This is a genomic window from Curtobacterium sp. APC 4022 (assembly GCF_030407555.1).
In the GTDB taxonomy this organism is placed as follows: domain Bacteria; phylum Actinomycetota; class Actinomycetes; order Actinomycetales; family Microbacteriaceae; genus Curtobacterium.
In genome coordinates, this window is sequence record NZ_JASDDD010000009.1 from 24,792 (window position 1) to 50,915 (window position 26,124).

The window sequence follows — 26,124 nt, forward strand, 5'->3', positions numbered from 1 at the left end:
GCGAGCGAGAAGGAGCCGCATGCCGAACACCGACAACGACCCGCGCCGCCGTGCGCGGCAACCCGCCGCCATCAGCGGCATGGCCCGCATCCCGCTAGCGGACCTGCGCGACCAGAGTCCCCCGAACCTGCAGGCCCTCTACGCCGACTTGCAGGACGACCAGTCGCTGATCTCGGGCCTGAAGATGGGTCTCGGCGCTCTCACCGTTCAGCGCTGGGATCCCGCGTACGCGGCCAGCGGTTGGACGCTGTACGGCGCGGACCTCACCCTCGACATGGGTCATCCGTTCGGTTCGATGTTCTACCGCAACGACGCTGACGGCCGGGTTCTGCGGGTTGGGGTGAAGTGGCATCCGCCGGTGCAGCAGCTCGAGTTCCCGGCTCTGCATCCGTCGAAGCCGGAGCTAACGTCCGACTGCACCGCTGAGGAGGTCGCCGCGGTCGTGTTGGACGCGCGGAGTCGTATCGGGACTCTTGTCGCGGTCAACGCGCAGATCGGGTCGTTCGTCGCCACCTCGGAGTCCGAGAACGCCATCCTCGACGCATCCGGGCTCGGGCTCGAGCGGCTCGCCGAAGACGACCCGCGGCTCGCTGGCCGCGATGCGCCTCGGCCGCCATCGCCGGGCGGGGTCGGCGCTGATGAGTGATCGGCAGTGGGTGCAGAACATCCGACACCAGCAGACGATTCTGTCGTTACCGTTCGGGCTCGGGTGGACGATCGACATCACCCAGACGCTGGTCGCGCTCGCGGCGGCGGGGATGCCCGCTCGTGTGGAGGCGTTCGACCGGCTCCGGTTCGAGAACGGCCGGTCCGGGTTCCTGTCCACCCCGAACCCAACCGCGACGATCAACGACGACGGCACACCCGTCGAACGGACCGAGGACCTCATCGTCCTGCCCGGCGGGTCCGAAGGCGGCGTCCTCTCGCTCGCCCGCCGCTACCCGGACCTCGTGGTCGTGAACGGGAAACGGCAACGCGTCTGGGCGAACGGCAAGCAGGTGTACGGGTCGTCCATGGAGCGGGACGCAACCCCTGGGTGGCGGACGGTGTTCGCGATCGCCCGCAGCATCGCCCTGCATGGCGGCGGTTCCCAGTCGATCGCGGACCGCATCGGCATCCCGCTCGATGACGTGCGTGCCGCGATGCCAGCTCTCGCGGCGAACGTGTTCCACACGCCGATCGGGTGGGAAGCAGCCGACCGGGCTGCCCTGTGCGACTGGGTGTTGGCGGCGTACCCGGGTTACGGCGGAATCCGGACCTGCTGGCGCCGCGGAACCACCATCGACGAGCAAGCAGACCAGCTCATCGCGCTGGGCGGGGTGATGTCGGACCGGTGGGCGGCACACCAGTCCGGCGTCATCGTCCCACCGAACCGGCTGACGGCATTCTTCAACCACCACCCCGACATGGCGTCGCTCGGGTATGAGCCCGCCACCGCGAATGAGGCGACGGTGTCGGTCGTCATCCCGCAGGACATCACCGTTCTGACCGGCGCTGAGGGGTGCTGCACGAACGACTTCATCACCGCCCATGTCCTCTACCAAGACAGCTGGGTTACCGCGAACACGGATGCCCTGAACGGGTTGCGGCAGCTGCTGCACTTCCGATCAGACCTCGCCCATGATCTCCGCTGGCACCCTAACAGCGGCAGCGGTAAGGGCGGGGTGGGCTGATGCTGCAGCTGCTGTCGCTGACGCTGGCCTACGACGACACTCGGTTCTTCGGCTCCGTCATGTTCACCGACCCCGACCACCCAGACGACAAGCCGGCCGTTGTCCTCATCGATCACGCCGACGAAGCGCCGTGGTTCCGCCTCACCAACGTCGACCCGACAGCGCAGGACCCGACGGTTCTGGCGATGGTCGAAGCGGACCGCATCATGCGGTTCCTCCTTCGCTACACGCCGGACCGCATCAGCCGAACCGTCTCCGACTTCCCGCAGCCGTAACCCCGCTCTGCTCATACCTGCCCTTGGAGGTAGTTGCTGATGATGCGTCTGGTGTCCATGCACCTGTCGAACGACCGGATCCTTTGGGGGCACGTGCTCCTCGAGGACACCGAGGACCCGGATGCGCACCTGGCGCAGATCCTTGTCCGACCCATTGACGTCGAGCCCGGGTACGAGCTCTACGACAGGACCAACACGGTCCTGTCGGACCTGAGCGTGCCGGCGGTGCGAGAGGTGAATCGCATCGTGCAAACCCTCCTCATCCCCGCCTCCGAAATCGCGAAGCGAGAGAAGGCCGTTCGGGCGGTGATCCACTCGGGCTACTTGGAAGGGTTCCCGGGCGACATGCCGTGGCAGTCGCAGCTGTGGATGTACGCCCGAGGTGAAGTCACTCGCGAGCAGCTGTCCGCGTACGCCGACGAAGGCCGACAGATCCCCCGCCAACCCGAACACTCCGCGGTCGGTCCGGCGGACGTTCCCGAGGACTGGTGGCGGGCAACGCAAGCCCGGATCCGCCGGAACCTTCTCAACACGACCCTCACCGAGGCGGAAGTCGCTGCGGCCCTGCAGATCAGCATCGACGAGGTCGGGGAACTGTTCGAAGCGAACCGGCTGATGAGCTTCGACCTCGACGGCGAAGAACGCATCCCCGACTGGCAACTCGTCAAGCCCGCACTGCCCGAGTTCGGCGACCCTTCCTCACTGCTGCCAGGCCTCGACGTCCTCTACGCGGCAGCACCCCAACCACTTCTCGACGCGGCAGCGATGACGGAGTTCATGACCTCACCCCTGGACTTCCTCACTGTCAACGACCGGGCCCTGACCCCGTTGGACTGGATGCGAGAAGGCCGGCCGCTGACGACGATCATCGCCCTGTTCCGCGGACGACGGTGGCGGCCATGACCGGGCGGCCTGACCTGTTCCTCCTCAACGTCGCGTACGACTTCACCGGGGTGCACGGGCACGTGTTCTTCCGCGACCCCAGCAACGCCGAGCTGCGGCAGGTCATCATCCGCAGCACCGACACCGGCAACATCTGCGAACCAGCCCATGGCGACACCCGCACCGGGTGGGAACCGTTCCTTCAAGAAACTCGCTGGCTCATCGCCCTCACCCAACCCGATACCCCGGACGAGGCCAGCTGATGATGCCTGGGCTCGAATGGGTCAACGCCGCATACGCCGGCCGACCGCAAATCACGATGCCGTACGGGCTCGGCGACACCACCGACCTCACCAACACCCTCGCCGTCCTGAAACTCGCGGGGCTTCACGCAATCGTGGAGACGCACGACACGATCCGCCTCGCCGACGGCCGCCGCGCACGCCTCCCGACACTCACCCAGCGACCTCGGGACGGAGACCCGAACGACGCGGAACTGCTCCTGCTGGCGCCGCGGACAGTGACGGCGACACAGATTGCGCTTGCGGAGCAGACCGCGACGGTGCTGCTGGTCGACGTAGACCGACGCCGCGTCTGGCTCGACGGCAAACAAGCCCTTGGCACGAAGGAGCGATGGAAGGACGCCGCACCGACCTACGTCACCTTCGCCGTCGCACGGATGCTTGCGGTTAACGGCGCCACCTTCGAAGGGCTGGTGCGGGCAGGGCTGACTGCTGGACAGGTGGACGACGGGCTCGCACGCCTCGGCAAACGCGTGCACCGCACCGACATCGGGTGGGAGTCACGGCAGGTCGGTGGGCTCATCGACTTCGCCATCGCCTGCTATCCAGGACCGGGCGGCGTCAGGACCCGGTGGACGTCTGACCTGCCACTCGTCGAGCAGGCGAAACGGCTTATCAGCGTTGGCTGCCGCATCTCCGGCCGCGCCATCTCCGACCGGCCCGGCTATCCCGCCATCAGCAAACGTGAGATGCCGTACCGGCTCGTCGCGTTCACCGAACAGGAAGTCGACATGCCAGCGCTCGGCTTCGAACCCGACACGATCGGCTTCGCCGGCACCGAGCTCGTCCGACCCGCCGATCCCACGATCTCCCTCACCGCCGCTGGCTACACCGATCGAACCGACGACATCATTACCGCCAACACGCTCCTCCGTGCCGACTACCGCAACGCCGACGACGCGGCCTCGTTGCAAGAGGTGCGGGACCGGCTGCAGTTTCTCGCCGACACCGGCTACGATCTTCGGCACAACCTGCCCAGCTGACGAAGACCGACCGATCAGATCGAAGTCACACCACTTGCCGTCGGTGCTTCACCGAGCTGCGCCATACCCAGGCGGCGAGCTTGGTCTCGCCGCAGCCGGCCTCCACCCCGACGGCGTCTCGGGTCAGGCGGTACGCCTCGGCGTCACTTCGACGAATCAGGAGGTCTGGCAACTGAAACCACTCGTGCACCGGCAACGGCTCCGGCAGCTCACGCACCTCCGATCCACGAACATCCTCCTCGAGCGAGAACGGCGAGCCGGGCACCCAACGATCCGAACGACGACGACCCATGACCGCGACAGTAAGAGCCGGCACCGACGCTCGCATACGGGGCCCTCATCGAGAACACCACCGGACTAGGCGTCTGAGACAGAAGAAGTTGCTGTAAGAGCGGGCCAGGCTGGCGCGTCCGTTGAAGGACCGGCAATCGGACGTCAACGCGAAGAGCTAGAAGGCTCTTCGCAGCGACGATCGAACAGCGACCACCCTTGCCGTAGCAGCCCGTATGACGCCAGAAACGGCTCCGCCACTCGTTCCGGACTCCCCGGCGCTGTCCCTTCGCCGACCCCTGTTCGTCGATCGGCTGGTCCGAAGTCCGTCCGCTGGAAGAGTGACCACCCAAGTACGTGAGCGTCAGCGCTCATCTCGCGCCACACACGACGTGTCGCCTCGCGCTTTGCGGTTTCTGCGAACGCGTGATCGGCAGCAACTCCGATCACATCCGTGAGGTTGAGAACCGCCTTGGACGACCTGACCGAAGCGACGTCATCCTGGCGCTCGCTCAACCACAACTGCTGGTCGCCGAGGCGGACTCGATCGTCAGGCTCAAGTCGCGTGCCGCTGAGGAACTTGTAGTACTTATCCATCTGCGCGTACATCTCAGATAGGACCGTTAAGCCGCGCTCGCGACGAGCGGCCCGGTCCTCGGGCGCCAGGATCCAGACTGCCTGCGACGCGCCAACCAGCGCTCCTCGAAGCACAGTGAAATGCGACGACGGATACAGCTGCTTCGCTTTGACGGCGTCAAGGGCGAGGCGAAGATGCTCACCGGCAGCCACCAAGGACATCCGTGCGAGCTGACTGATCGGCATGGGCGGGAAGACTTCATCATCCAGCGCGAGCTCGCTTCCTCGTTCCGGCTCCTCCAGGCGTTGTGCTCTCAGCCTCCACCGATCGAGGTCCGTCGCTGTGTCAAGCATCTGCATAAGAGCTGCGCGTTGTGCCTCAGTGACCGCCACGAGCTGCACAGTAGCAACCCGAAAGCGTGAGCCAAGAGTTGTGGCGGTGCGCATCGACACGTTTTGCGCACAGGAGAATAGGTAGGCGACACGGTCAACTGGCCATCTCGACGGTTGCTGCCGCCTACACACTCAGCTGACCTGAGGAGTGCGGACGTCATCGGGCGCTGCTCCGACCTAGTTTGCGAGCGCGTATGTCGTCCAAGTTCAAGCGCGGGCGATACCGTTTGGGGGTGGAAGCGTCTGCTCGAGTTGCCAAAGCTGTTGATGAGGCGCTGTCCGCCGTGGTGAAGAACGCCCCGGCAAGTGTCGTCGTGCGGGCCGCGTTGCGGGTGGCGACGGTTCGACAAGATGTTCTCGCTGAGTTCTGGTTGCGGGTTGAGATCCATGGCATCAGCGCCGAAGATGAGATCAAGGAGCGGGGAAAGGACCTGCTCAGTCGGCTTACTGCGCTGGTAGGTGCCGAGGAAGCGACTCGCCGGTGGTCCAGTGCCTTCGAAGCGGTGGTTGCACGGCGAACCGTCACCATCGACGGGAAGCCAAGGATCATGTCGTCAGGCGTCGCTGAGCTCGAGCTCAATCTCGAAGCTCTTCGCACCATCCACGACACCCCGATCACCCCAGGCATGACACCGCTTGACACGGGTCTGGCATCGCTCGACCGCGACAAGGCAAGGACGACGTTGGGGCCAGTCCTTTTTGAGCGAGGCTCGATGCTTGAACGGATCAAGGACGCGGCTTACACCTACGTGCTCGAGGCGGAAGCGCAACTCATCGCGGGAGAGTCTGTACCCGACATCATCGCGCAGGGTCGCGCATTTGTTGAGGCTGAACTCGCTCGCCGCGCTCCAGAGGCGTTGGAAGCGATTCAAGCCGCAGAGAGCCGCCACGGCGAAAGCGAACGGGAGTCGGCGAGTCACGCAGCAACTTCATGTCGACGAGCAATCAAGGCTCTCGCCGACGCACTGTACCCGCCCGGGCCGCCGGTCACCGGGGAGGATGGCGTGGCCCGGGTCATGGACGACGATCACTACCGCAATCGGCTAACGGCTTGGGTTCTCGAGCGCCGAGGTCGTTCAACGCACGCGGATCTGATTGCCTCGAACCTCGCGTCGTTGGGGACACGATTGAAGTCTTTGGATGATCTCGCCAGCAAGGGAGTTCACGCGGACCTGTCTCGCGCCGAGGTTGAGTCGTGCGTCTCCTGGGTCTACATGCTCGCCGCGGACCTGCTACGCATCGATGTGCAAAGCGCTTCCGCAGACCTTCACGCTGAATCAGCAGACGAGGGGAACTGACGTAGACATCTGTTCCCAGCTGCCGAAACTACTCATCCGCAGCAGGGACGCTTGTGCCCTCCGCATGACTCGTGGTGCATTTCGAGTTGAAGCTCCATGTCGCTGACGGAGCTCGCCGGCACCGCGGCTTCATTGGTCGCAGAACGACGCAGGTCGTGTCACGCGTCCCGGTACCCGCAGGTAGCCGATCGACTACTGGACACGAGGTCGCTGGTCAAGGTGTCGCCCGTACCCATACGCGGAGCGTCGCTTGGGCAAGAGACGATGGAGCCATGAAGGCGAAGGCGAACGCGAGGGCGCCGCGTCCCAAGGGAAGCGGCGTAACGGGATGAGCGGCGTTGCCGCTGACGTTCGGGGAACGTCAAGAACGGGCACTGTGCGGTCGACAGCCTCATCATCGAAAAGTTCCCGACATCCGCGACAGAAAGCGTCCTCGCGATCCTCGTACCAAGACAGCCCCGCGACATGCAACCGTATCTCGTGCACGGCGCTATCGCGGGAGGCAAGGTGGAGGGAGCTTTCTTTAGCATTGTGCGCCGCCGCGGCGAAGGTTCCATAACGACGTCGGCGCAGCAGATACACGCCTACATAGTTGCTGGGAAAAGGTACCTGCGCGGCGGTGAATACCGACCCAGGCTGAAAGGGGGCGACCTATCGGTCGCCACAGGAAGGCAGGACCAGTCGTGATCGACAACCGATCCGCTATGGGACCACGCTCTCAGCGCTCCTGCAGGACACGCAGGTCCGCGGATTCATACGGATCTGCTTCAGGTCCGCCGCAGAGGGCAGCTGACTCGGCCGGCTATGACTTGGTCGCCGCGCCAGCCGCCGTCGGTTGAGCGCGCTCAATCGTCCAGGAACGGTATCCGAGACCGCGCCTGATCCCGAGATCCTCGTCGCGGTAGCTTCCGAGGTTCACTCGTCGAAGCTCAGCACCGATCGACGCCGCGAAGCTTGCGGTCATGCTTCGCGCAGCCAGATTGTCATACTGGGTCGCGAAGGCGATAGTCCGAGCAGGAGCCTGTTCTGCTGCGGCGTGCATCAGTGCGCTACCGATGCCCCGGCCGCGTGCTGCCTCCACCACTCCTACGAGCTCAATGAACAACGGGTCGGACTCGTCGGCGCCGGCCTTTGAGACGCAGAACCCGACGTGGGTCTCACCAATCAACGCCACGAGCACCAGCTGCTCCGAGATCATGTTTTCGTTGTATAGCTCTGTTTGAATCGTGATGGGTTCACACACGCCCTGCAGGTATCTCAGTAGACGAGCGTCTTTTGAACCTGCTGTCGCCTGTCGGGTCGTGAAACCGGCCGAGGGCAGGACCTCGACCGACTTGAGCCACTCGGCGAAGTCAGGGTCGAAGGCTGGATGTAACGGGTAATGGTCAGACCGACTGTCGTTCATAAGCCCACGCTACGGCTGGCTGCGATCGAGCTCAGCGCGCGCGAGCCAATCGGCGTCTGGAACGCGCTCAGTACACGGAACACTGCGAGAGCGACGACACCGAACGGAGCTGCTCGCAGACACCCGGAACCCCCGGCTTTCCGCGGGTGCCGAAGCGTGCAGTAGCCGATCGTCGAGCGGACACCCAAGGCGACAGCGGTCAACGACTGAGCCAGACCCACTCGTTGTCCTCACCGGGCCGCTTGGTGGCCATCGCGTAGTCGATGAGCGTGATGAACTGATCAAGGTCGACAAAGTAGTTGGGGTAGGCGGCCGCCAGGCCTCCGATGCCCTCGACCGCGACGAGCACCACGTCGCGGTGCTCGTCTTCGCGTGTCTCGGACTCTAGCGTGGCGTAAGCCTGGGTCGCTTCTTCGCGGTTGGAGAATCCCGTCGTCTCCAACATGCTCTCGTGGAGGTCGAGATCGAGGAGCACGAATCGGGCACCTTCGACTCCCTCGCTTACCTCGGACACGACGTGCTGGAAACCTCGCAAGCGGTCCTGGATTCCGTATCGCTGCTCCAGCTCCCACAGCTCGCGACGACGCTCCTCGTAAGTCGCTGGCGTGCCGGGTGTGAGGGGGAGACCTTCGCCGGCGGCAATCTCCGCGCTCATGAGCACAAAGAACCGCCGCCACCAGTCGAGCCCCGCCCCCGCCTTGAGCTTCTGATTCGTGAACAGGGCGACTGTTTCAAGCGCTGTAGCCCAGAGGTGCTGCGCCTTGGTTCGCAGTTGGATCTCGACGCTGTAGCCGTCCCAAGGTCCGGGGTCAGCGGTGCCGTACGCGTAGACGATGTGAATCGAGCGGTACCCGTCATCTTTCGGCGATGCGAGGTAGTCGTCATGCCTCTGCAAGGTGTGCTTATTCGGGCGGTCGAGGAGCTTCCGCTCTAGGTCGCGAACGTCGTCAAGCTTCGGCAGCACCACTCGAACGCCGCCGAGGTCCTGCATAGTGTGAAGCTGGCTGCTCCTGAATCGACGCAGCTTCTGCTCGATTGACGGGAGCCGCTTCATCCTCTGAGCGACCAGAGCCTCGGGGATGTGGCTGACGTACCGGCGGACCCGCACCTGCCACGTGTTCGTCGGGTAGGCGTGTGCTGCGCGCCACTGGCGCGCTAGCTTGCGGGCTTCCGAGCGCTCCTCGGCCGACGCCTCAGGATCGCGCAGGGTCCTGCCTGCTCGACGAATTTGGCTCATCGAGACGTCGACTCGGGGCCACTCGCGTCCACTCACGATGGAATTCTATGACAGTTCTTCGTCTTCGAGTCGAGCCCGCGGCGACGATGCAGATTACTCCCGGCAGCCGTTGACCGTCCCGGTAGCCGATCGGCTTGCGAGCATTAGCGTTCAGGCCAGCGCCGCGAGCCTTGGTTTGCGTGGTGCCGCCTTCGCGTGGGAACCAGGTTGACGCGCACAGCGAGACGTACCCTCGACCCGTGAGCGGCCCCAGAGAACCTCTCCTGCCCACGGAACAAGGCAACGCGAACTGGGCCGCGGCCACCCAGCTGGCCGAGGTGCTTGTCGGCCGAGGACCGATCGTCGTCGGTGCGTCGTTGCAAGGCGCACTCGCCGGGATGGCCCTCCTTTTCTTCGCTCTCGGCACGACCCTTTCGGCACTCGAGCCGTCGTCGTGGAAGGCGATCGTCAGCGGGGCTGGGCCTCGTAATGTCGCTTTATCGGTAGCGATCCGACAAGATGAGCAAAAGCCAACGACAAAGGTGGAACTGTGACGACGCTGACTGTGGCGGAGCATCTGGCGGAGACGCGAGCCAGCGGAGCCATGACCGATGACGGGTTCCGGGCGTACGCAGGCAGCGACGTCAGCAACTACTCCAGCTGGGCAATCTGGGGGAAGACGACGAACGACCTCAGCGTCTTCGACGTGGAGAACAAGCCGTGGGAGCGCCTTCGGTCAGACGTGTTCTTCATGGGTGGGAACACTGGGAAGCTGGGCCTGGAGGGACTGGGGAAGTTCCAGAACTTCCACGCCAAGGGCCACGGCGGAGACGGAAGCCTGCGGAACGCCTTGGCTGGCGGACCCGTGGAAGGCGCGTACCTGACCGACATCGTCAAGGACTACCCGACGACCGACTCCGGACCGCTGCTGAAAGCGATTGCTGCTGGCGACGTCGACATCCTTAAGCATGTGGTCGAGCCGCTGCAGGAGGAGCTGCGGCTCTTGAACAGCCCCGAGAAGGTCACAGTCATCCTCCTCGGCGCAAGCACTGTCGAGGTGTGGGACGCCGTCTCCCGGCACCTGCCAGACGACGTCGCCACCCGATTGACGGTCCTCAAGGGCGTTCGCCATCACTCTGCCAGCGGGAGCCCGCTGGAGACGCTGACCGCCGTGCTCGCCGCCCCGCTGAACGACAGCGTGCACGTCACCTTCTGACGATCACGGAACCATGAACGCTTCGCAGCCGGTTCGGCTGCGAAGCGTTCATGGTTCCACAGCTAAGGGGCTTTTATGGAACGGACCGCGCGCCGATTGGCTTACAGCACTCTGAACTTGACTGCCAGGAGTCGCCTGCTCCGATCAGCGGGGAGGGTGCCCCTTCGCTGCGACGCGCGCTGGTGTGCTACCCAGCGCGCAATACTCGCTTCCGCGTGGTCTGTCGCTCGTCGCCGAGGGGGCCGCTGCTCACGCTCCCAAAACGCTTGGTGCTGCTCGAGCCACGCTGCCCAACGCTCGTTCTGCGGCTCCCACTCAAAGCGTGGCAACGCCTCCAACCGTGCGCACTGGTACTCGACCATCGCCGCACGCGTGGACGGGCGCCGCTGGTACGCGAGCTGATCGACGAGACGCTGCTCCGACGTTCGAGGACGAGGCCGCTCGGCGCTGGCCAGCGGCAGTCGGCCATGTGAAGTGATGAAACCATCCAGCTCGTGGATCATGGTGATCCAGCGGCGCACGTGCGGTTCAGCACTGTCACCCTGCTGGATGTCGGCGAGGTAGAAATTCACGCCTCGCCGCTGGTCGCTCGTGAGTTCGGCTGCAGGTAGAGCGGCGATCTCGCTCCATTGGGCGTGCAGTTGCTCGAGCGCGCTGTTGTGTTCCGGCACGGGGTTCCTTCCCGAGGCCGGATGTCGGCCTCGGGACGCCTATGCGCGGACGGACTGTGATCCGTGCTGCCATCCCGTTGCGCGCTGAATCGAGGCCAGAAACAGGACGACTTGCGCTGTCGGGATCACTACCGTTCCGGAGGTCTCATCATGGAAGGCGCCACGCTCGTGACCTCTGACTCCCCCGCACCCACGACCTACACACCGCTGCTCGCGTTGCCGTGGTGGGAGACGATCGGACCGTTCCTCACCGCGTTGGTGGATGACGTGAGTGCGGAACTCGGCGTCGCCCCTCGGTCGCTGTACTCGTTCCTGACACCGTTCGTGCTCTGGTGTTGGCAGACGAAGGCGCTCGACCTGGACCGGCAGACGATGTTTCGCCGCAGCCGCATCGAGAGCTTCGTCATCAATGGCATGCCGGGACTGAGCCGAGGGACGAAGAACACGGTGCGCGGTAAGCTGCTCCGCGTCAGCGAAGTGATTGTCACCGAGTTACCGACGACGCCGCTTCATGGCATCGGCAGGTCGACTCCCACCCCGCCCTACAACGCCAAGCAGCGGGCAGAGCTGTACTCCTGGTCCAGAACCCGCGGGACAGACGCCGGCCGCCGCGATGCCGCGGTGCTTCTCGCGCTGGGGTTCGGCGCCGGACTTGCCACCCGCGAACTCCTCGCAGTGCGCCGGCGAGACGTCGCGGACGATGGCAGCACCGTTCGAGTACGCGACGCGCGACGCAGAACCGTTCCGGTGGACGATCAATGGCAGGCGGTGCTCCAGCGAGCGCTGGACGAGCACGACCCCGACGACTGGGCGTTCAGGCCGGGACGTCACTCAGCAAGCTCTGGTCAGGTGGCGGACTTCGTGCGCCGCACCGCCACGGACCTCGACATCAGGCCAGCGAGGATGCGGTCAACCTGGCTGTGCCAGCGCCTCGAGCAGGACATTGCGGTCGATGCCCTCCTTGCGCAGTCCGGGCTGCAGACCTACGCCGCACTCGACCGGTACCGGAGCTTTTTGCCCGTGTCCTAGCGGAAGTAGCCCGTGTCCTAGCGGAAGCACGCCTCTGCTCCCGCCTCACCTCGGTGGTCCGGCATAGGTCCATCGTGACCAGGACCACGAACCGCGTACAGCACGCCACCACTGGCAAGCCCCATCGACGCAAGACCCCGACCCCAGCCATCGCCGCCGAGATCGACACCGCCATCACCAACTTCCTGCCTGACAAGAACCGCGCCGCCTTCGCGGTCGTCGGACCCTTCGTTCGCGAGCTCGTGCGCGCAGCGGAACCCACCACCTTCGACAACGCCCGCCGTCTGCTGACCTTCGTGAGCCGCTTCGTCATCTGGGAGTGGATGCGCTCCGGCTGCGACTTGTCTCCGGAACGAGTACTCCGCGACAAGCTCATCAGCAAGTACGTCGCCACCGAGCTCAGCCATCTCGCTCCGTCCACGCGATTCGACGTCACGCGCATCTTGGGCATCCTCACCACGAAGCTCACGGGTGAGCCGACGCACCGGCTCACGCTCCAAGCCGGCCCCCCGAAAGCCCCCTACCGCAGCGCCGAGCTCGCGGAACTCAACAGCTGGCGAACGGGTCTTCCGACTGACCTCAGCCGTCGCAATGCCGCCGTTCTCCTGTCCCTCGGCGCAGGCGCCGGTCTGAACCCGGCAGAGCTCATCGCCGTCGAAGGTCAGGACATCACTCGCACCGCGGAAGGCGACCGCTTCGTCTCCGTGCGCGGCGAACGCGCCCGAAGCGTCCCCGTCCGTCGCGAATGGGTTTCGGTCCTCGACCTTGCCTGCGAGAGCCGCGATGGCTTGCTCTTCCACGGTTACGAGTTCGACGAGTACCCGCCCCGACCCATCACGTCGTTCATCACGGCGCACCCGGGAAAGGTTCGGCTGACCCCGCAGCGCCTCCGTTCCGGATGGATTGTGAAGCTCATCGATGAAGGTGTGCCGGACAACCTCATCGCACGCCTCGCTGGCATCAACGTGCCCACCGTCGCCCGCTACTACCACTACGCCCGTCCGACCTCCATCGAGGCAAACCTCGCTGCGATCACCGGCGCCGGCCGCCAGGCGGTGACCCGATGAGCGAGTACGGCATCTCGAACGGTGCAGCAGCCGACTACGTCAAGAAGGACGGCCGCACGAAGCAGGAACCGGTCGAGCAGTGGGACCCATACATCCTCACACGCGAGCGCCTTGCTGCCGGCATCGCGCTTCGCGGCAAGGAGATCGCGGACCCACGTTCGGGCTTCCGACGTTTCGACTTCGAGACCACCTGGATCGCCCGAGCTCGAGTCCTCGCCTCTGGTGTCCTCGACGACTACGAGGACTACGTCCGCGTCGACGGTTGGCACCCGGGACGTGGGGGCGCTCCGGCAACGATCACCCCGCTGGCCCTGCTCACCGGAATGATGCTCGCCACGATGGCCAACCAGCCCCAACTCATGGTCGAGCTGGGTTCCCTGTTCTACGGCGGCCTAGACGACGACGCGCGTGAGCTCCTCAACTTGCCGCATCCTTCGAGCAAGCCGTCCTTGATGAAGATCGAGAACTGGGAGCAGAACGTCGGCAACGCCTTCCGCCGCTTCTTGAAGACCTACGACCCCTACCCCACGTTCAAGGAGCCGACGACGCCCGACGAGATCGGGCGCACACCAACTGACCGGTACAAGTCGAAGAGCATCGAGATCAACAAGAAGATCTGGGACGAGCGTGACCTCGACCGCGAGCAGCTCGGCATGGAGCGCCTCGACCGCTTCACTACGCGCTTCCTTGAGATGACCTTCTACATGCAGCCCCGGCGAGTGCGTCGGGCACCGAAGCGCAAGAACATCGACGTCGCATTCGATGGGACCCACGTCACCTCGCCCCTGAAGAAGGGCATGACACACAACGAGACCAAGATCGAAGCGAGGATTGAAAAGGAACGTGCTCAGGCCGCAGCAGGGAAACCGCGACCGGGACCCGTAGAACCGCACGCCGGCTGGTACGTCAAGGAGACCGAAAAGCGTCTCGACGCAGCACCAGGTAAGGCACCGCAGTATGTGAAGGAGACCGAGTACTTCTGGGGTTGGAACGCGACCCTCGCGCGGCGTGTCTTCCTCGAAGAGTGCGACCGGAAGTCCGCACCGCAACTCATCATGGCCGCAACGCTGAGCATGCCGGGTATCGGCACGGCTGAAGCAGCGGCAGCCGTCCTCGCCTCGATCGTCGGTGCGGGCCACTTGCCCGGCATCGCGGATGCCGATAAGGAGTACTGGGCCAACGCCCTTCCCGAACGGCTCTACAAGCCGGCACGCAAGCTCGGCTGGGAAGCCAGCACCGAGTACCGCATCGACAACCTCGGCCCCGTCGGCGGTCACGCCGGCCTGATCTTCGTCGAAGGCGGCATCTACTGCCCCGCGATGCCCAGCGCGTACAAGTCGGCCAGCGAAGATGTGCTGAAGGGCAAGATCGACGAGGCGACCTACAACGTTCGCATCGACGCCCGGGAAGACTATGCGGCCCGTCCGAAGGCTCGACCCGATGAGCAGGGCCGCGTTCCGATGTTGTGTCCCGCGTCGGGCGACAGCCCCACGATCATCTGCCCTCTGAAGCAGATCAGCCGACGCGTTTCCGAAGCGAAGAAGCGCACGCTCGACGAAGTCGACCCCGCCGAGGACGGCTTCCCGGTCGGCGATGACCTTCCGGAGATCTGCCGCCAGCACTCCGTGCTTTTCACGCAGGACGACATGCCCCCGGTCCAGCAGGCGCTGCGCTACAAGTCGAAGGAATGGCGCAACTTCCACGGCTACGCACGCAACCTCTCCGAGGGCGGGAACTCCATGGCCAAAAGCACCAAGTACGGCAGCCTTCACGACGACTCGCGCCGCCAGGTCCGAGGCTTCGCAGCCGCCCAGATCTTCATGACATTCCTCCTGGCCGCCATGAACATCCGCATGATCTGCGACTTCGTGCGCAAACTCGAGCGAGAAGAAGCACGCGAAAAGGCCGGCAAGGCACCGCGCAACGTCCCCGTCCAGAAGCGACGGGACCGTGAATTTGCGAACACCTACACGGGGACCCTCCCCGGCGGTGCACCAGACCTCGAACTCAGACAGCAAAAAGCCGCAGAGAAGGCAGCTCGCACGGCACAACGCGCCACCCGCACGGTCAAGAAGCGGACGTAGGAGAGATCTGCCTCAACGTCCAGCCCGGAAGCTGCCGCGACGCACGCTCAACAGTTCGGCGACCTAGACCGGCCCGCCACGTCGAGCAGACGACTGATCACCGAACTTCTCTCGCTCGCCTGTTCCGCACGAACTGGTGCCACCCTGACGGCGCACGAGACGCGTCGCCTAGGCAACGGCAATGCCATAGCCGCCGACGTCGCCCTCGCCACACACACGTGGCGATCCTTGTCGCGCCTGAAACCGGGAGCGCGCTCCGCGCGGACTCGAACGAGCAACAACAGGTGCCGCGCGCACCAGCACAAGCCCAAACAAGACGAAGAAGCCCACCGAGATTCTCGGTGGGCTTCTTCGTTGTTGACAGTTCTTAAGACGATTGCTAACTCGCCCCTTCGGTCGGGCTGACAGGATTTGAACCTGCGACCCCTTGACCCCCAGTCAAGTGCGCTACCAAGCTGCGCTACAGCCCGCGAGTCCCGGAGGACCCAGACCCCGTCTCCACCAGGGAGACCGCGAGCCCTGCCCCAAACCCGACCGAGCGTGGAGCAGCCCGTCAAGCATAGCGGAAGCGCGAGCCCCACCGCGCCACGAGACCGGACCCGGGCGCGTCACCCCCGCAGGTGCATCGGCTGGACGATCCGGCGCTCCCGTGACAGCCACGGCAGCGCGAACCCGGCGAGCAGCGCCCCGAGCCCGTCCGCTGCCAGGTCCCCGATCGTGTCGTCGTAGCCGACGACGATCGTGTCGTCGACGAAGTTGTGACCGAGCCACTCGCCGATCTCCCACACGGAGCCGACCGCCATCCCCGCGGCGAGCGCCACGAAGGCGGAGAGCAGCACCCCGGCACGTGGGGCCGCGGCGACGACGCCGAGGTCCGAGGCGATGACGACGAGCAGCGCCGCGAGCAGCCCGACCAGGATGACGTGGACGACCTTGTCCCAGAGGAACACGGTCGTGTACCAGTCGAGCGCACTGCTCCACGCGGCGACCAGACAGAGCAGCACGACGGCCGTGTCGAACGTCGGTCGCAGCCCGAGCATGCGCGGGACGACGGCGCCGAGCAGCGCGAGCGACATCACGGCGAACGCCACCCCGCCCCACACGGCCGTGGCGACGGGCACGCTGACGAGCGTCAGGACCCGCAGGACGTCGGCAGCCCAGACGGCACCGTGCGGCCGACGCAGGAACGTCGTCCCCAGGGTCGCGATCACGCGGTGGTCCCGAAGGACAGCACGGCGTGCACGGCGAGGTGGTCGGACGGCCACACTCCCCCGGGTCGCCGGGTGGAGACGGCGACGCGGGACACGACGGCGTCCTCGGTGGCGAGCACGCCGTCGATGCGCGGCTTGTCGGCACGCGGCTCCCGGTAGGCGGCGTACGTGCCGAGCTCCGCCGTCTCGTGCCGGGAGGCCCGCCCCCAGGTGTCGGGGACGCCCGCCTCCGCCAGTGCTCGCCAGGGCGCCGACCCGACGGGCGCGTTCCAGTCCGCCATCACGACGGCGGGCAGGCCGGACTGGGCGACGATCCGGCCGAGCAGCTGCGCCGAGCGGAGGCGTGCCCAGGGCGATGCGACGTCGAGGTGGGTGGCGAGGGCGAGGAAGCGCCGACCGGTGGCGTGGTCGTCGAGAACCGCACCGACGGCATGCCGGGGGAACGCGGTCGCCCACGAGCGGGAGCCGGGGCGGAGCGGTGTGCGGGACATCGCCCAGGACCGGCGCTCGACGACGGAGCAGCGCTCGGTGTCGACCAGGAGCCCGACGGCCTCGCCGTCGCCGTACCGGTCCCGTCCGAGCAGCAGGGCTTCCCAGCGCGACCCGATGCCGGTGGCGAGGTCGACCGCCTGGGGGCGGAGAGCCTCCTGGACGGCGAGGACGGTGGGCTCTTCGGAGGCGACGAGCGCGACGACGGCGTCCCGGCGGTGCTCCCACGAGTCCGGGTGCCCGGCGGGTCGGGGCACGCTCCGGCGCAGGTTGAGGGTCATGCAGTGCAGGTCGGGAGCCGCCACCGGCCCGATGAGCGGTCGGTCGCCAGCCTGTCGGTGCATGCTCCCGTTCTACGAGCCGGCACGGATGCGGTTCTCAGGGTGACGACCGCTCGGCTCCTAGGGTGGGCCGATGCGTTCTCGTCCTGCCCGTTCCCTGCTCGCACTCGCTGTGGCCGGTCTCGTGCTCGGGGTGGCCGCCTGTTCGGGTGCCACGCTGGCCCCGCGCCCGACGCTGGCCCGCGCTGCGTCGGACGCCGTGACGGTGGTGGCACAGGAGTCGGCCGCAGAGCGGTCGGTCCGGGCGAGTCGTGCCCTGTTCCGGTCTGCTCCCGGGGCCGTCGTCGCACCGGCCGGGAACGCCGACGCCGTGCGCGAGGCAGCGAGCGCCGCGGTCCGCGCGCACGTGCCGGCCTTGCTCGTCGACTCCGGCTCGACGGCAGCGACGAAGTCCGTGGCCGCTGAGCTCGAGCGGCTCGGAGCGTCCTGGTACCAGGCTGTCGGGAGCGTGACCCTCGACACTCAGGTGCCGGAGCGGGACGCACCGGAGGCGGGCCGGAAGGCGGAGGCGGGGCGGGCCTCCCGGCAGACGGTGCTCGTCGCGGACCGGTCGGCCGACGCTGCCGCGGTGGCGACCGCCCGGGCTGCCGGCGCTCAGCTGGTGGAGATGCCCTCGGGCGTGTCGGACCCGGCTGCGTCGGGGTCCGTCGTGCGGGCGATGCACCGGGCGGCGGGCCATCCGACGCTGTTGCTCGGCGCGTCCTTCGCAGACCTCGGGGACCCGGAGTGGGTGGTGCGGGCGGCGCAGACGGGGTACCGGATCGGCTCGGGCGGGCAGCGGCCGTTCGACGGACACCGCTACACGGCCCTGTACGGCGCGCCCGGGGCTCCGGTGCTCGGCGTCCTCGGCGAGCAGAACCCGGCCGCGAGTGTCGAGCGGGCCCGGAAGCTGGCGGCGGAGTACCGCGGCCTGTCGGACGTGCCGGTGACGCCCGCGTTCGAGGTGATCGCGACGGTCGCGGCGGGCGAGGCCGGGGACGACGGCGACTACTCGCGGGAGCTCCCGGTGTCGACCCTCGAGCCGTACGTCGATGCCGCGCACCGGGCGGGCATGCCGACGATCATCGACCTGCAGCCCGGGCGCAGCGACTTCCTGTCGCAGGCGAAGCGGTACGAGTCGCTGCTGCAGCGTCCGGACGTGTGGCTGGCGCTCGACCCCGAGTGGCGGCTCGGCCCGGACCAGGTGCCGCTCCAGCAGATCGGCACGGTCAGCGCCGCAGAGGTGAACGGCGTGTCGGAGTGGCTCGCCGGGCTCGTCCGACGCGAGGGGCTGCCGCCGAAGGCACTCGTCCTGCACCAGTTCCGGTCCTCGATGGTGTCCGACCGTGACGCGCTGGCGTCCCACCCTGAGCTCGACCTGCTCGTGCACGTCGACGGGCAGGGGTCGCAGCCGGACAAGCAGGCGACGTGGAAGGCGCTGCACGCCGGCGGACCGGACGGACTGCACTGGGGCTGGAAGAACTTCTACGACGAGGACACCCCGATGCTCACGCCGGAACAGACCATGTCCGAGGTGCAGCCGACGCCGTCGCTGGTCACCTACCAGTGAGCGGGCGCGGGTTCTCCACAGCAGGGCGCGCCCCGCTCAGCGGCGACGCGAAGCGTTGCGCGGGGCGCGCCGACCGAGCCTGCGAGGGAGGTGCCGGGTTCGTCGGTCGGTCCTGACAGCATGGGGGCATGAGTTCACCTGCTGCCTCCCCCGTCCCGCCGTCCGCTGCCGTCGCGGCCGAGGCGCACGAGGCCCTGCAGGCACTGACTGGTCGGGTTGACGCGGTCTTCCACCCCGGACAGCTCGAAGCCATCTCCGCGCTGGTCGAGCACCGGCAGCGGGCGCTCGTCGTGCAGCGCACCGGGTGGGGCAAGTCCGCCGTGTACTTCCTCGCCACCCTGCTGCTCCGCCGTCGGGGCGGCGGTCCGACCGTCCTGGTGTCGCCGCTGCTCGCCCTGATGCGCGACCAGGTCGCCGCCGCGGCCCGGGCCGGGGTCCGAGCGGTGTCGATCAACTCCGCGAACGCCCACGAGTGGACCGAGACCCAGGCCGCCCTCGCCCGTGACGAGGTCGACGTGCTGCTGGTCTCCCCCGAGCGGCTGAACAACCCGAAGTTCCGCGACGAACAGCTACCGGCGCTGATCGGACGGATGGGCATGCTCGTCGTCGACGAAGCCCACTGCATCTCCGACTGGGGCCACGACTTCCGGCCGGACTACCGACGTCTCGCCGAGCTCATCCGGTCCCTGCCGCACGGCGTGCCCGTCCTCGCGACCACGGCCACCGCGAACGAGCGCGTGGTCGAGGACGTGGCCGAACAGCTGACCGCCGGCCCCGAGGACCCGGTGTTCACCATCCGCGGCTCGCTCGCCCGCGCCTCACTGCGGCTCGGGGTGCTGACGCTGCCCGACGCCCGCGCCCGCCTCGGTTGGTTGCTCGCCCACCTCGGCGACCTGCCCGGTAGCGGCATCATCTACACGCTCACCGTCTCGGCGGCCGAGGACATCGCCCGGCTCCTCCGCGAGTCCGGGTACGCCGTCCGTGCCTACACCGGCCGGACCGACAACGACGAACGCGAGCAGCTCGAAGGGCAGCTGAAGGACAACGAGCTGAAGGCGCTCGTGGCGACCAGCGCGCTCGGCATGGGGTTCGACAAGCCCGACCTGGGCTTCGTCGTCCACGTCGGCGCACCGTCCTCCCCGGTCGCGTACTACCAGCAGATCGGTCGCGCCGGGCGTGCCACCGACAACGCCGACGTGCTGCTGCTGCCGGGGCGTGAGGACCAGGAGATCTGGCAGTACTTCGCCAGCGCGTCGATGCCGACCGAGTCCCGCGCCTCCGCCGTGCTCGGAGCGCTCTCCACCGACAGCGCCATGTCGACCGTCGCGCTCGAAGGGCTCGTCGACATCAAGCGGTCGACGTTGGAACTGCTCCTCAAGGTGCTCGACGTCGACGGCGCCGTGCGTCGGGTCGGTGGCGGCTGGGTCGCGACCGGTCGACCATGGGAGTACGACGCCGCACGCTACGAGCGGGTCGCCGCTGCCCGCGCTGCCGAGGCCGCGTCGATGCTCACCTACGAGTCGACCAGTGCGTGCCGGATGCAGTTGCTCCAGCAGGACCTCGACGACCCGACCGCCGAACCCTGCGGGCGGTGCGACAACTGCGCCGGTGCCTGGTACCCGACGGACGTCTCGGACGCCGACCGCACGGGGGCCGCGAACGCCCTCGACCAGGTCGGCGTCGAGATCGCCCCGCGTGCGCAGTGGCCCTCGGGCATGGCGTCGCTCGGCGTCGCGGTGAAGGGCAAGATCCCGGCCGGCGAACTCGTCGCCCCGGGGCGTGCCGTCGCCCGACTGACCGACCTCGGCTGGGGTGGGCCGCTCCGCGCTCTGTTCGCGAACGCCACCCCGGACGCACCGGTGTCCCGCGAACTCGTCGACGGCTGCGTCCGCGCGCTCAAGGACTGGCCGTGGGAGACCCGCCCGACCGGGGTCGTCGCGATGTCCTCGCGCTCCCGGCCGCAGCTCGTCACGTCGCTCGCCCAGGCGCTGTCCTCGATCGGGCGGCTGCAGCACCTCGGCACCCTCGACCGCGACGGTGGGACACCGCGGGGCGACGGTGCGACGAACAGCGCCTACCGACTGTCGGGCGTCTGGGACACCTTCGTCGTCGGACCGGAACTCGCGGCCGCACTGCAGGTGCACGAGGGGCCGGTCCTGCTCGTCGACGACCTGGTCGACAGCCGGTGGACGATGACGGTGGCGGGGCGGGAACTCCGACGGGCCGGAGCCTCGGCCGTGTTGCCCTTCGCCCTCGCCACCGTCGCCTGACGCCCGGCGGCCGGCGGCCGGCGGCCGGCGTCTGAGCCTTACGCGGCGGACCCGATCGCGTCGAGTTCGGCGACGGCGTCGTCCGGCAGCGCGAACCCGGCCGATGCCACGTTGTCCCGCAGGTGGTCCACTGAGGACGTCCCCGGGATCAGCATCATGTTCGGCGACCGCTGGAGCAGCCACGACAGCGCCACCGTCAGGCGCGACACCTCCAGGCGCTCCGCGACCCGGTCGAGCGCCCCGGACTGGATCGGCGAGAACCCACCGAGCGGGAAGTACGGCACGTACGCGATCCCCTGTGACGCGGTGAGGTCGACGAGGGCGTCGTCCTCCCGGCGGGCCACGTTGTACATGTTCTGCACGCAGACGATCGGCACGTAGCTCTGCGCCTCGGCGAGCTGCTCGGCGCTGACGGTCGACAGTCCGATGTGGCGGACGAGCCCCTCCTCCTGCAGTCGGGCGAGCGCCTCCACCTGCGGGGCGATCGAGCCGGACTCCGGGGCGTCGAACCCGCCCATCCGGATGTTCACGACCTCGAGCTGCTCGAGCCCGAGCGTGCGGAGGTTCTCGTGCACCTGCGCCACCAGGTCGTCGGGCTGTCGGGTCGGCACCCAGTTGCCCTTGCCGTCCCGCACGGAGCCGACCTTCGTGACGAGGTGCACGTCGTCCCCGTAGGGCGCGAGCGCTTCGCGGATGAGCTCGTTCGTGACGTGGGGGCCGTAGAACTCGGCGGTGTCGATGTGGGTGATGCCGAGTTCGACAACGGTCCGGAGCACCCGGAGCGCCTCGTCGCGGTCGGCGGGCGGACCGAACACGTTGGGTCCGGCGAGCTGCATGGCGCCGTACCCGACGCGGGTGAGTTCGAGGTCGTCGGCGAGGCGGAACGTGCCGCCGGGGAGCGATGTCGTGGTCATGGACCCCACGATGCTCCTCGGTGCTGCATCTGCCCGGGGCCTACGGTTGCCGGCGCACCGGCTTCGGGAACGTGAGCCGCATGTGGTCGCTCGTCAGCACGTCGCCGATCCCCACCATCAGGACCGAGAACACGATCTGCTCGATGACCATCCAGAACGGGTAGAGGCCCGGGATCGCCGCGATCACCAGCGTCACGATCGGGAAGATCCGGCTGAACAGCCGCAGCCGCTGGTACGCCCAGTAGTAGCCGAGCTGCGCCCGCCACGCGAACACGTAGAGCGTCAGGGTGATGAGCAGCACCACCGTCGCCCGGAACCAGACCGCCCACGGCACCGTCTCTCCGGCGCGGGTCAGCAGCACGGCGACGACGATCGCGGTCAGGCCGACGACGGTCTCGGCGACGAGCAGCCACCGAATCCACCGGAACGAGCGGACCGTGTCGGGGTGGGCGAGCATGTCCTCGCGGATGACGTAGCCGCCCTGCCGGCCGCCGGCCAGGCGGTCCAGGCGGAGCCGGTTCCACGCCCGGTCAGCGGTCGCTGCCAGGCCGGAGGGTCGCTGCGTCACCGTCCCATGGTGCCGTATCCGGCGGCGCGGCGCTGCCACGGGCCTCCCGGACGGCTGAGAGTCCCGCCGGTTCACCAGTCCGACAACGACCCGTCTCGCCGGTCCGACGCCGGTCCGGTCGGTCTGGAGGCACGCCCTCCCCCGCCACACGTCCTCGGTCAGAAGACGGGCAGGAGCTCGGCGCCGCCGAGCAGGTCCCCGGTGTCGGCGTCGACGAGCAGCACGGAGTGCACCACGGGTGGCAGGTCCTGCGGGTCGACGATGACCAGCACGGTGTGTTCGCCGTCCGGGGTGAAGGTGCCGAAGTCGGCGGGGACGTCGTCGCCGGTCCACTGCGCCCGTTCGGTGCCGATGACATCGCTCGAGGACAGCTCGACGCGCACCGCGCCGATGTGCGGCCGTGGCGAAGCAGTCGACCCAGGCTTCACCGACCCGGTCGGATCGGGGCTCGCCGTCACCTGCACGCCGGTGAGGACGACCTGGACGACCTGCTCCCCGACGACCTCGAGCCGGACGTTCCCGCGGACCTCGCCGCGGATCGGGACGAGGTCGCCCGCGATCGGCAGGGCGCGTCGCCACCAGGGGCCTGCGGCCTGTGCCGCGTCGACCGGGAGCCCGGTTGCAGCGTCCACCACGCTCGTGGTGCCGGTCGGGTCGCTGCTCGGGCTGCCCGCGCCGTCGTTGTCGACACCGGTCGCCGGGGCGACGTCGCTCGACCGGCCGTCGTCGGGTGTTGTGCCGCCGTCGACCGCCGAGCGGCCCCGGGCCGACCTGTCAGTGGCGGGTGTCGTCGGCTCGTCGGGGATCAACCCGTGGCCGATCGACATCCCGGCGTCGTCCGCGATCCCCGTGCCGTCCGCGTCCGAGGACGGGTCAGGAGCCGACGCCGACGTCCCGCCGTCCGGGGAGGACCACTGCGCGACCGCTCCGGCCGCGACCACGACGAGCAGCACGAGCCCGGCCACGAGGGGCCATCGACGTCGTGACGTCGATCGCTCCCCTCGTGGCGCGGACATGGCCGATCAGCGCTTCCGGCGCTCGCGCACTCGCATGTTGACCACGATCGGCGTGCCGTCGAAGCCCCAGACCTCGCGGAGACGCCGGGTGATGAACCGGCGGTACTGCGGGTCGAGGAACGCCGAGGTGAAGAGCACGAACGTCGGCGGCTGGCTCGACGCCTGCGTGGCGAACAGGATGCGGGGCTGCTTGCCACCGCGGACCGGGTGCGGGTGCTCCTGGACCAGTTCGGCGACGAAGGCGTTGACCTTGCCGGTCGGGATGCGGGTGTCCCACGACTCGAGAGCGGTCTCGAGGGCGGGCACGAGCTTCTCGAGGTGACGGCCGGTGCGGGCGGAGATGTTCACGCGCGGGGCCCAGGCGACGTGCGCCAGGTCCTGCTCGATCTCGCGCTCGAGGTAGCGGCGGCGCTCGTCGTCCAACAGGTCCCACTTGTTGTAGGCCAGCACCAGCGCACGACCGGACTCGAGGACCAGGTCGATGATGCGGAGGTCCTGCACGGACACCGGCTCGGTGACGTCGAGGACGACGACCGCGACCTCGGCCTTCTCGAGTGCGGCGGTGGTGCGGAGCGAGGCGTAGAAGTCGGCACCCTGCTGCAGGTGCACGCGCTTCCGGATGCCGGCGGTGTCGACGAAGCGCCAGGTCTTGCCGCCGAGTTCGATCTGCTCGTCCACCGGGTCACGGGTCGTACCCGCGAGCTCGTTGACCACGACGCGCTCTTCGCCGGCGGCCTTGTTCAGCAGCGAGCTCTTGCCGACGTTCGGGCGGCCGAGGATGGCGACGCGACGGGGGCCGCCGATCTCCTGCTTGGCGACCGCGGACACGTCCGGCAGCGTCGAGATGATGAGGTCGAGGAGGTCCGCGACGCCACGGCCGTGCAGGGCAGAGACCGGGTGCGGCTCACCCAGACCGAGGTTCCAGAGCGAGTACGCCTCGAGGTCGCGGCGCTCGTCGTCGGACTTGTTCGCCGCGACGATGACCGGACGGTCGGTGCCGCGCAGCATCTTGACGACGTGCTCGTCGGTGGCGGTGATGCCGACCGTGACGTCGACGACGAACAGCACCGCGTCGGCGAGGTCGATCGCGACCTCGGCCTGGGCGGCGACCGAGGCGTTGATGCCCTTGGCGTCGGGCTCCCACCCACCGGTGTCGACGATGGTGAAGCGCTTGTCGTTCCACTCGGCCTTGTAGCTGACGCGGTCGCGGGTGACACCGGGGGTGTCCTGCACGACGGCTTCACGGCGACCGAGGATGCGGTTCACGAGCTGCGACTTGCCGACGTTCGGGCGGCCGACGATCGCGAGCACCGGCAGTGCCGGCAGGTACGCGACCCCGTCGACGCCGAGCTTGCCGGCTTCGAGGAGCGCGAGGTCCTCGTCGTCCAGGTCGTACTCGTCGAGACCGACGCGGAGCGCGCTTGCACGCTGGTCCGCTTCGGCGTCGTCGATGCCGGCGAGCCGCTCTCCGAGCGAGTCGTCGTACTCGGGGAAGTCGTCGTCGCTTCGGTCGTCCAGCTGCGCCATGGTGGTTTCCTTGCCGGCGGCCGGTGGGCCGCGTGTTCGTGGTTCAGGTGCGGCCGTGTGGCCGGGTTGCTGTCAGTTCGTGGCCGAGCGGGCCAGGTCGACCACCGCCTGCACGGTCTGGTCGAAGTCGAGGTCGGTGGAGTCGAGGGTGGTGACACCGTCGGCGGCGTTCATGAAGTCGACGACCTTCGCATCGGCAGCGTCCCGACGGGCGAGGGCAGCCGAGGTCTCTTCGGCCGACTGCGTCGTGACCTCTGCCGACCGACGTGCCATCCTAACGGATTCGTCGGCCGTCAACAGGATCCGGACTTCGGCGTCGGGTGCGACCACCGTGGTGATGTCGCGTCCTTCGGTGATGATGCCCTGTCCCTCGGCCATCCGCATGACCTGGCGGAACAGCGAGACGAGCTTGGCCCGGACCTCCGGCAGCTTCGCGATGTGCGCCACCGCCGCGGTGACGTCGGGGGTGCGGATGGCGTCCGTCACGTCGACCCCGCCGACCCGCACGAAGTAGTCGTCGGGGTCGGTACCGATGGCGTAGTCGAACGAGTCGAAGGCGGCGACGACCGCGGCGGGGTCGTCCAGGTCGACGTCCTGCTGCAGTGCATGCCAGGCGAGTGCGCGGTAGGCGGCACCGGTGTCCTGGTAGCCGAAGCCGAGCGCGCGGGCGGCAGCACGGGACACGCTGGACTTGCCGCTGCCGGCGGGACCGTCGACGGCGATGACGAACTTCGCCACGAAGGCGCCGGCGGGCAGACCGGCCGGCATCGGGTCGCGCGTCGAACCGAGTTCGCCGCCGCCCTGTCCGCCCGGGCCGCCGGTGACGTCGCCGCCGCCGAGGGGTCCGGGCTGGTCGGCCGGCGTCGGCAGACCGGAGTCGGGGGCGTCCGGGCCGCCGG

General features: G+C 67.9%; 26 protein-coding genes and 1 tRNA gene. 14 read left to right on the forward strand and 13 right to left on the reverse strand.

What is annotated here, in order from left to right; translation table 11 throughout:
* Positions 1-19 precede the first annotated feature (19 nt).
* Genes QL987_RS04850 through QL987_RS04875 form a run of 6 tightly spaced genes read left to right on the forward strand, consistent with a single transcriptional unit; the run spans position 20 to position 4,115 of the window.
* Entirely contained in the window at positions 20-646 is a 627-nt protein-coding gene (locus tag QL987_RS04850; RefSeq protein WP_290156508.1) for a hypothetical protein, read from the forward strand.
* Positions 639-1,673: a hypothetical protein gene (locus QL987_RS04855; RefSeq protein ID WP_290156509.1), complete on the forward strand. Its 1,035-nt coding sequence runs from the start codon at positions 639-641 to the stop codon at positions 1,671-1,673. The genes QL987_RS04850 and QL987_RS04855 overlap by 8 nt, the downstream gene beginning before the upstream one ends.
* The gene (locus QL987_RS04860; protein WP_290156510.1) at positions 1,673-1,948 is read left to right on the forward strand and encodes a hypothetical protein; all 276 of its coding nucleotides are present in this window, start codon (positions 1,673-1,675) and stop codon (positions 1,946-1,948) included. Before QL987_RS04855 ends, QL987_RS04860 begins: the two co-directional genes overlap by 1 nt.
* 51 nt (positions 1,949-1,999) lie before the next feature.
* A complete protein-coding gene (locus QL987_RS04865) occupies positions 2,000-2,851 on the forward strand; it encodes an antitoxin VbhA family protein (protein ID WP_290156512.1) in 852 nt (283 codons plus the stop codon).
* Entirely contained in the window at positions 2,848-3,093 is a 246-nt protein-coding gene (locus QL987_RS04870; protein WP_290156513.1) for a hypothetical protein, read from the forward strand. Before QL987_RS04865 ends, QL987_RS04870 begins: the two co-directional genes overlap by 4 nt.
* A complete protein-coding gene (locus QL987_RS04875; protein ID WP_290156515.1) occupies positions 3,093-4,115 on the forward strand; it encodes a hypothetical protein in 1,023 nt (340 codons plus the stop codon). Before QL987_RS04870 ends, QL987_RS04875 begins: the two co-directional genes overlap by 1 nt.
* Positions 4,116-4,140: 25 nt before the next feature.
* On the opposite strand, the gene QL987_RS04880 is transcribed toward QL987_RS04875, so the two are convergent.
* Together QL987_RS04880 and QL987_RS04885 are read right to left on the reverse strand one after the other, a co-directional pair.
* Positions 4,141-4,407, reverse strand: coding sequence for a hypothetical protein (locus tag QL987_RS04880; RefSeq protein ID WP_290156516.1), 267 nt, complete (start codon positions 4,405-4,407; stop codon positions 4,141-4,143).
* Positions 4,408-4,550: 143 nt separating this feature from the next.
* Complete coding sequence (locus tag QL987_RS04885) at positions 4,551-5,354, reverse strand: hypothetical protein (RefSeq protein WP_290156517.1); 804 nt, start codon at positions 5,352-5,354, stop codon at positions 4,551-4,553.
* Between the two features lie 233 nt (positions 5,355-5,587).
* Between QL987_RS04885 and QL987_RS04890 the strand changes: the two genes are divergently transcribed.
* On the forward strand, positions 5,588-6,652 hold the full coding sequence (locus tag QL987_RS04890; protein WP_290156518.1) for a hypothetical protein: 1,065 nt from the start codon (positions 5,588-5,590) through the stop codon (positions 6,650-6,652).
* 802 nt (positions 6,653-7,454) lie between these two features.
* On the opposite strand, the gene QL987_RS04895 is transcribed toward QL987_RS04890, so the two are convergent.
* Positions 7,455-8,057 carry a GNAT family N-acetyltransferase gene (locus QL987_RS04895; protein WP_290156519.1) on the reverse strand — a complete coding sequence of 201 codons (603 nt, stop codon included), beginning with the start codon at positions 8,055-8,057 and terminating at the stop codon, positions 7,455-7,457.
* Between the two features lie 199 nt (positions 8,058-8,256).
* Positions 8,257-9,330 carry a RelA/SpoT domain-containing protein gene (locus tag QL987_RS04900; RefSeq protein WP_290156520.1) on the reverse strand — a complete coding sequence of 358 codons (1,074 nt, stop codon included), beginning with the start codon at positions 9,328-9,330 and terminating at the stop codon, positions 8,257-8,259.
* 203 nt (positions 9,331-9,533) lie between these two features.
* On the opposite strand from QL987_RS04900, the gene QL987_RS04905 reads away from it, so the two are divergent.
* Together QL987_RS04905 and QL987_RS04910 are read left to right on the forward strand one after the other, a co-directional pair.
* Positions 9,534-9,827: a hypothetical protein gene (locus QL987_RS04905; RefSeq protein WP_290156521.1), complete on the forward strand. Its 294-nt coding sequence runs from the start codon at positions 9,534-9,536 to the stop codon at positions 9,825-9,827.
* Positions 9,824-10,489, forward strand: coding sequence for a hypothetical protein (locus QL987_RS04910; protein WP_290156522.1), 666 nt, complete (start codon positions 9,824-9,826; stop codon positions 10,487-10,489). The genes QL987_RS04905 and QL987_RS04910 overlap by 4 nt, the downstream gene beginning before the upstream one ends.
* Positions 10,490-10,590: 101 nt before the next feature.
* On the opposite strand, the gene QL987_RS04915 is transcribed toward QL987_RS04910, so the two are convergent.
* Positions 10,591-11,160 (reverse strand): helicase associated domain-containing protein, encoded by a 570-nt coding sequence (locus tag QL987_RS04915; protein ID WP_290156523.1) that lies wholly within the window; start codon positions 11,158-11,160, stop codon positions 10,591-10,593.
* 150 nt (positions 11,161-11,310) lie between these two features.
* Here QL987_RS04915 and QL987_RS04920 point away from each other — a divergent pair, with 150 nt between their 5' ends.
* The 3 genes from QL987_RS04920 (at position 11,311) to QL987_RS04930 (ending at position 15,340) form a co-directional block, all read left to right on the forward strand.
* The gene (locus tag QL987_RS04920; RefSeq protein ID WP_290156525.1) at positions 11,311-12,189 is read left to right on the forward strand and encodes a hypothetical protein; all 879 of its coding nucleotides are present in this window, start codon (positions 11,311-11,313) and stop codon (positions 12,187-12,189) included.
* Positions 12,190-12,263: 74 nt separating this feature from the next.
* Positions 12,264-13,256 carry a hypothetical protein gene (locus tag QL987_RS04925; RefSeq protein WP_290156526.1) on the forward strand — a complete coding sequence of 331 codons (993 nt, stop codon included), beginning with the start codon at positions 12,264-12,266 and terminating at the stop codon, positions 13,254-13,256.
* Positions 13,253-15,340: a hypothetical protein gene (locus QL987_RS04930; protein WP_290156527.1), complete on the forward strand. Its 2,088-nt coding sequence runs from the start codon at positions 13,253-13,255 to the stop codon at positions 15,338-15,340. The genes QL987_RS04925 and QL987_RS04930 overlap by 4 nt, the downstream gene beginning before the upstream one ends.
* Positions 15,341-15,736: 396 nt before the next feature.
* Here the strand turns inward: QL987_RS04930 and QL987_RS04935 are convergent.
* The 3 genes from QL987_RS04935 to QL987_RS04945 all read right to left on the reverse strand — a co-directional run bounded on the left by QL987_RS04935 (position 15,737) and on the right by QL987_RS04945 (position 17,384).
* Positions 15,737-15,810 (reverse strand) — tRNA-Pro (locus QL987_RS04935).
* A 138-nt stretch (positions 15,811-15,948) separates the two neighbouring features.
* Positions 15,949-16,551, reverse strand: coding sequence for a hypothetical protein (locus QL987_RS04940; RefSeq protein WP_290156528.1), 603 nt, complete (start codon positions 16,549-16,551; stop codon positions 15,949-15,951).
* A complete protein-coding gene (locus QL987_RS04945) occupies positions 16,548-17,384 on the reverse strand; it encodes an endonuclease/exonuclease/phosphatase family protein (protein ID WP_290156529.1) in 837 nt (278 codons plus the stop codon). Before QL987_RS04945 ends, QL987_RS04940 begins: the two co-directional genes overlap by 4 nt.
* Positions 17,385-17,454: 70 nt before the next feature.
* Here QL987_RS04945 and QL987_RS04950 point away from each other — a divergent pair, with 70 nt between their 5' ends.
* Both QL987_RS04950 and QL987_RS04955 read left to right on the forward strand, forming a co-directional pair.
* Positions 17,455-18,930 (forward strand): hypothetical protein, encoded by a 1,476-nt coding sequence (locus QL987_RS04950; protein WP_290156531.1) that lies wholly within the window; start codon positions 17,455-17,457, stop codon positions 18,928-18,930.
* A gap of 128 nt (positions 18,931-19,058) precedes the next feature.
* A complete protein-coding gene (locus QL987_RS04955; RefSeq protein WP_290156532.1) occupies positions 19,059-21,200 on the forward strand; it encodes a RecQ family ATP-dependent DNA helicase in 2,142 nt (713 codons plus the stop codon).
* 38 nt (positions 21,201-21,238) lie between these two features.
* Here the strand turns inward: QL987_RS04955 and QL987_RS04960 are convergent, their stop codons facing one another.
* The 5 genes from QL987_RS04960 to cmk form a co-directional block, all read right to left on the reverse strand.
* Entirely contained in the window at positions 21,239-22,114 is an 876-nt protein-coding gene (locus tag QL987_RS04960; protein ID WP_221850590.1) for an oxidoreductase, read from the reverse strand.
* A 40-nt stretch (positions 22,115-22,154) separates the two neighbouring features.
* A complete protein-coding gene (locus QL987_RS04965) occupies positions 22,155-22,682 on the reverse strand; it encodes a hypothetical protein (RefSeq protein ID WP_221850589.1) in 528 nt (175 codons plus the stop codon).
* A gap of 158 nt (positions 22,683-22,840) precedes the next feature.
* Positions 22,841-23,647 carry a hypothetical protein gene (locus QL987_RS04970; protein WP_290156537.1) on the reverse strand — a complete coding sequence of 269 codons (807 nt, stop codon included), beginning with the start codon at positions 23,645-23,647 and terminating at the stop codon, positions 22,841-22,843.
* Positions 23,648-23,704: 57 nt separating this feature from the next.
* The gene (der, locus tag QL987_RS04975; RefSeq protein WP_221850587.1) at positions 23,705-25,225 is read right to left on the reverse strand and encodes a ribosome biogenesis GTPase Der; all 1,521 of its coding nucleotides are present in this window, start codon (positions 25,223-25,225) and stop codon (positions 23,705-23,707) included.
* Between the two features lie 72 nt (positions 25,226-25,297).
* Positions 25,298-25,993, reverse strand: coding sequence for a (d)CMP kinase (gene cmk / locus QL987_RS04980; protein ID WP_111075528.1), 696 nt, complete (start codon positions 25,991-25,993; stop codon positions 25,298-25,300).
* Between the last annotated feature and the right edge of the window lie 131 nt (positions 25,994-26,124).

Bases quoted from the DNA above. Each gene is read 5' to 3' on its own strand.
- QL987_RS04945 (WP_290156529.1), bottom strand. From the start codon at position 17,384: ATGCACCGACAGGCTGGCGACCGACCGCTCATCGGGCCGGTGGCGGCT.
- QL987_RS04955 (WP_290156532.1), top strand. From the start codon at position 19,059: ATGAGTTCACCTGCTGCCTCCCCCGTCCCGCCGTCCGCTGCCGTCGCG.
- QL987_RS04870 (WP_290156513.1), top strand. From the start codon at position 2,848: ATGACCGGGCGGCCTGACCTGTTCCTCCTCAACGTCGCGTACGACTTC.
- QL987_RS04950 (WP_290156531.1), top strand. From the start codon at position 17,455: ATGCGTTCTCGTCCTGCCCGTTCCCTGCTCGCACTCGCTGTGGCCGGT.
- QL987_RS04860 (WP_290156510.1), top strand. From the start codon at position 1,673: ATGCTGCAGCTGCTGTCGCTGACGCTGGCCTACGACGACACTCGGTTC.
- QL987_RS04880 (WP_290156516.1), bottom strand. From the start codon at position 4,407: ATGGGTCGTCGTCGTTCGGATCGTTGGGTGCCCGGCTCGCCGTTCTCG.
- cmk (WP_111075528.1), bottom strand. From the start codon at position 25,993: ATGCCGGCCGGTCTGCCCGCCGGCGCCTTCGTGGCGAAGTTCGTCATC.
- QL987_RS04875 (WP_290156515.1), top strand. From the start codon at position 3,093: ATGATGCCTGGGCTCGAATGGGTCAACGCCGCATACGCCGGCCGACCG.
- QL987_RS04960 (WP_221850590.1), bottom strand. From the start codon at position 22,114: ATGACCACGACATCGCTCCCCGGCGGCACGTTCCGCCTCGCCGACGAC.
- QL987_RS04920 (WP_290156525.1), top strand. From the start codon at position 11,311: ATGGAAGGCGCCACGCTCGTGACCTCTGACTCCCCCGCACCCACGACC.
- QL987_RS04930 (WP_290156527.1), top strand. From the start codon at position 13,253: ATGAGCGAGTACGGCATCTCGAACGGTGCAGCAGCCGACTACGTCAAG.
- der (WP_221850587.1), bottom strand. From the start codon at position 25,225: ATGGCGCAGCTGGACGACCGAAGCGACGACGACTTCCCCGAGTACGAC.
- QL987_RS04895 (WP_290156519.1), bottom strand. From the start codon at position 8,057: ATGAACGACAGTCGGTCTGACCATTACCCGTTACATCCAGCCTTCGAC.
- QL987_RS04855 (WP_290156509.1), top strand. From the start codon at position 639: ATGAGTGATCGGCAGTGGGTGCAGAACATCCGACACCAGCAGACGATT.
- QL987_RS04850 (WP_290156508.1), top strand. From the start codon at position 20: ATGCCGAACACCGACAACGACCCGCGCCGCCGTGCGCGGCAACCCGCC.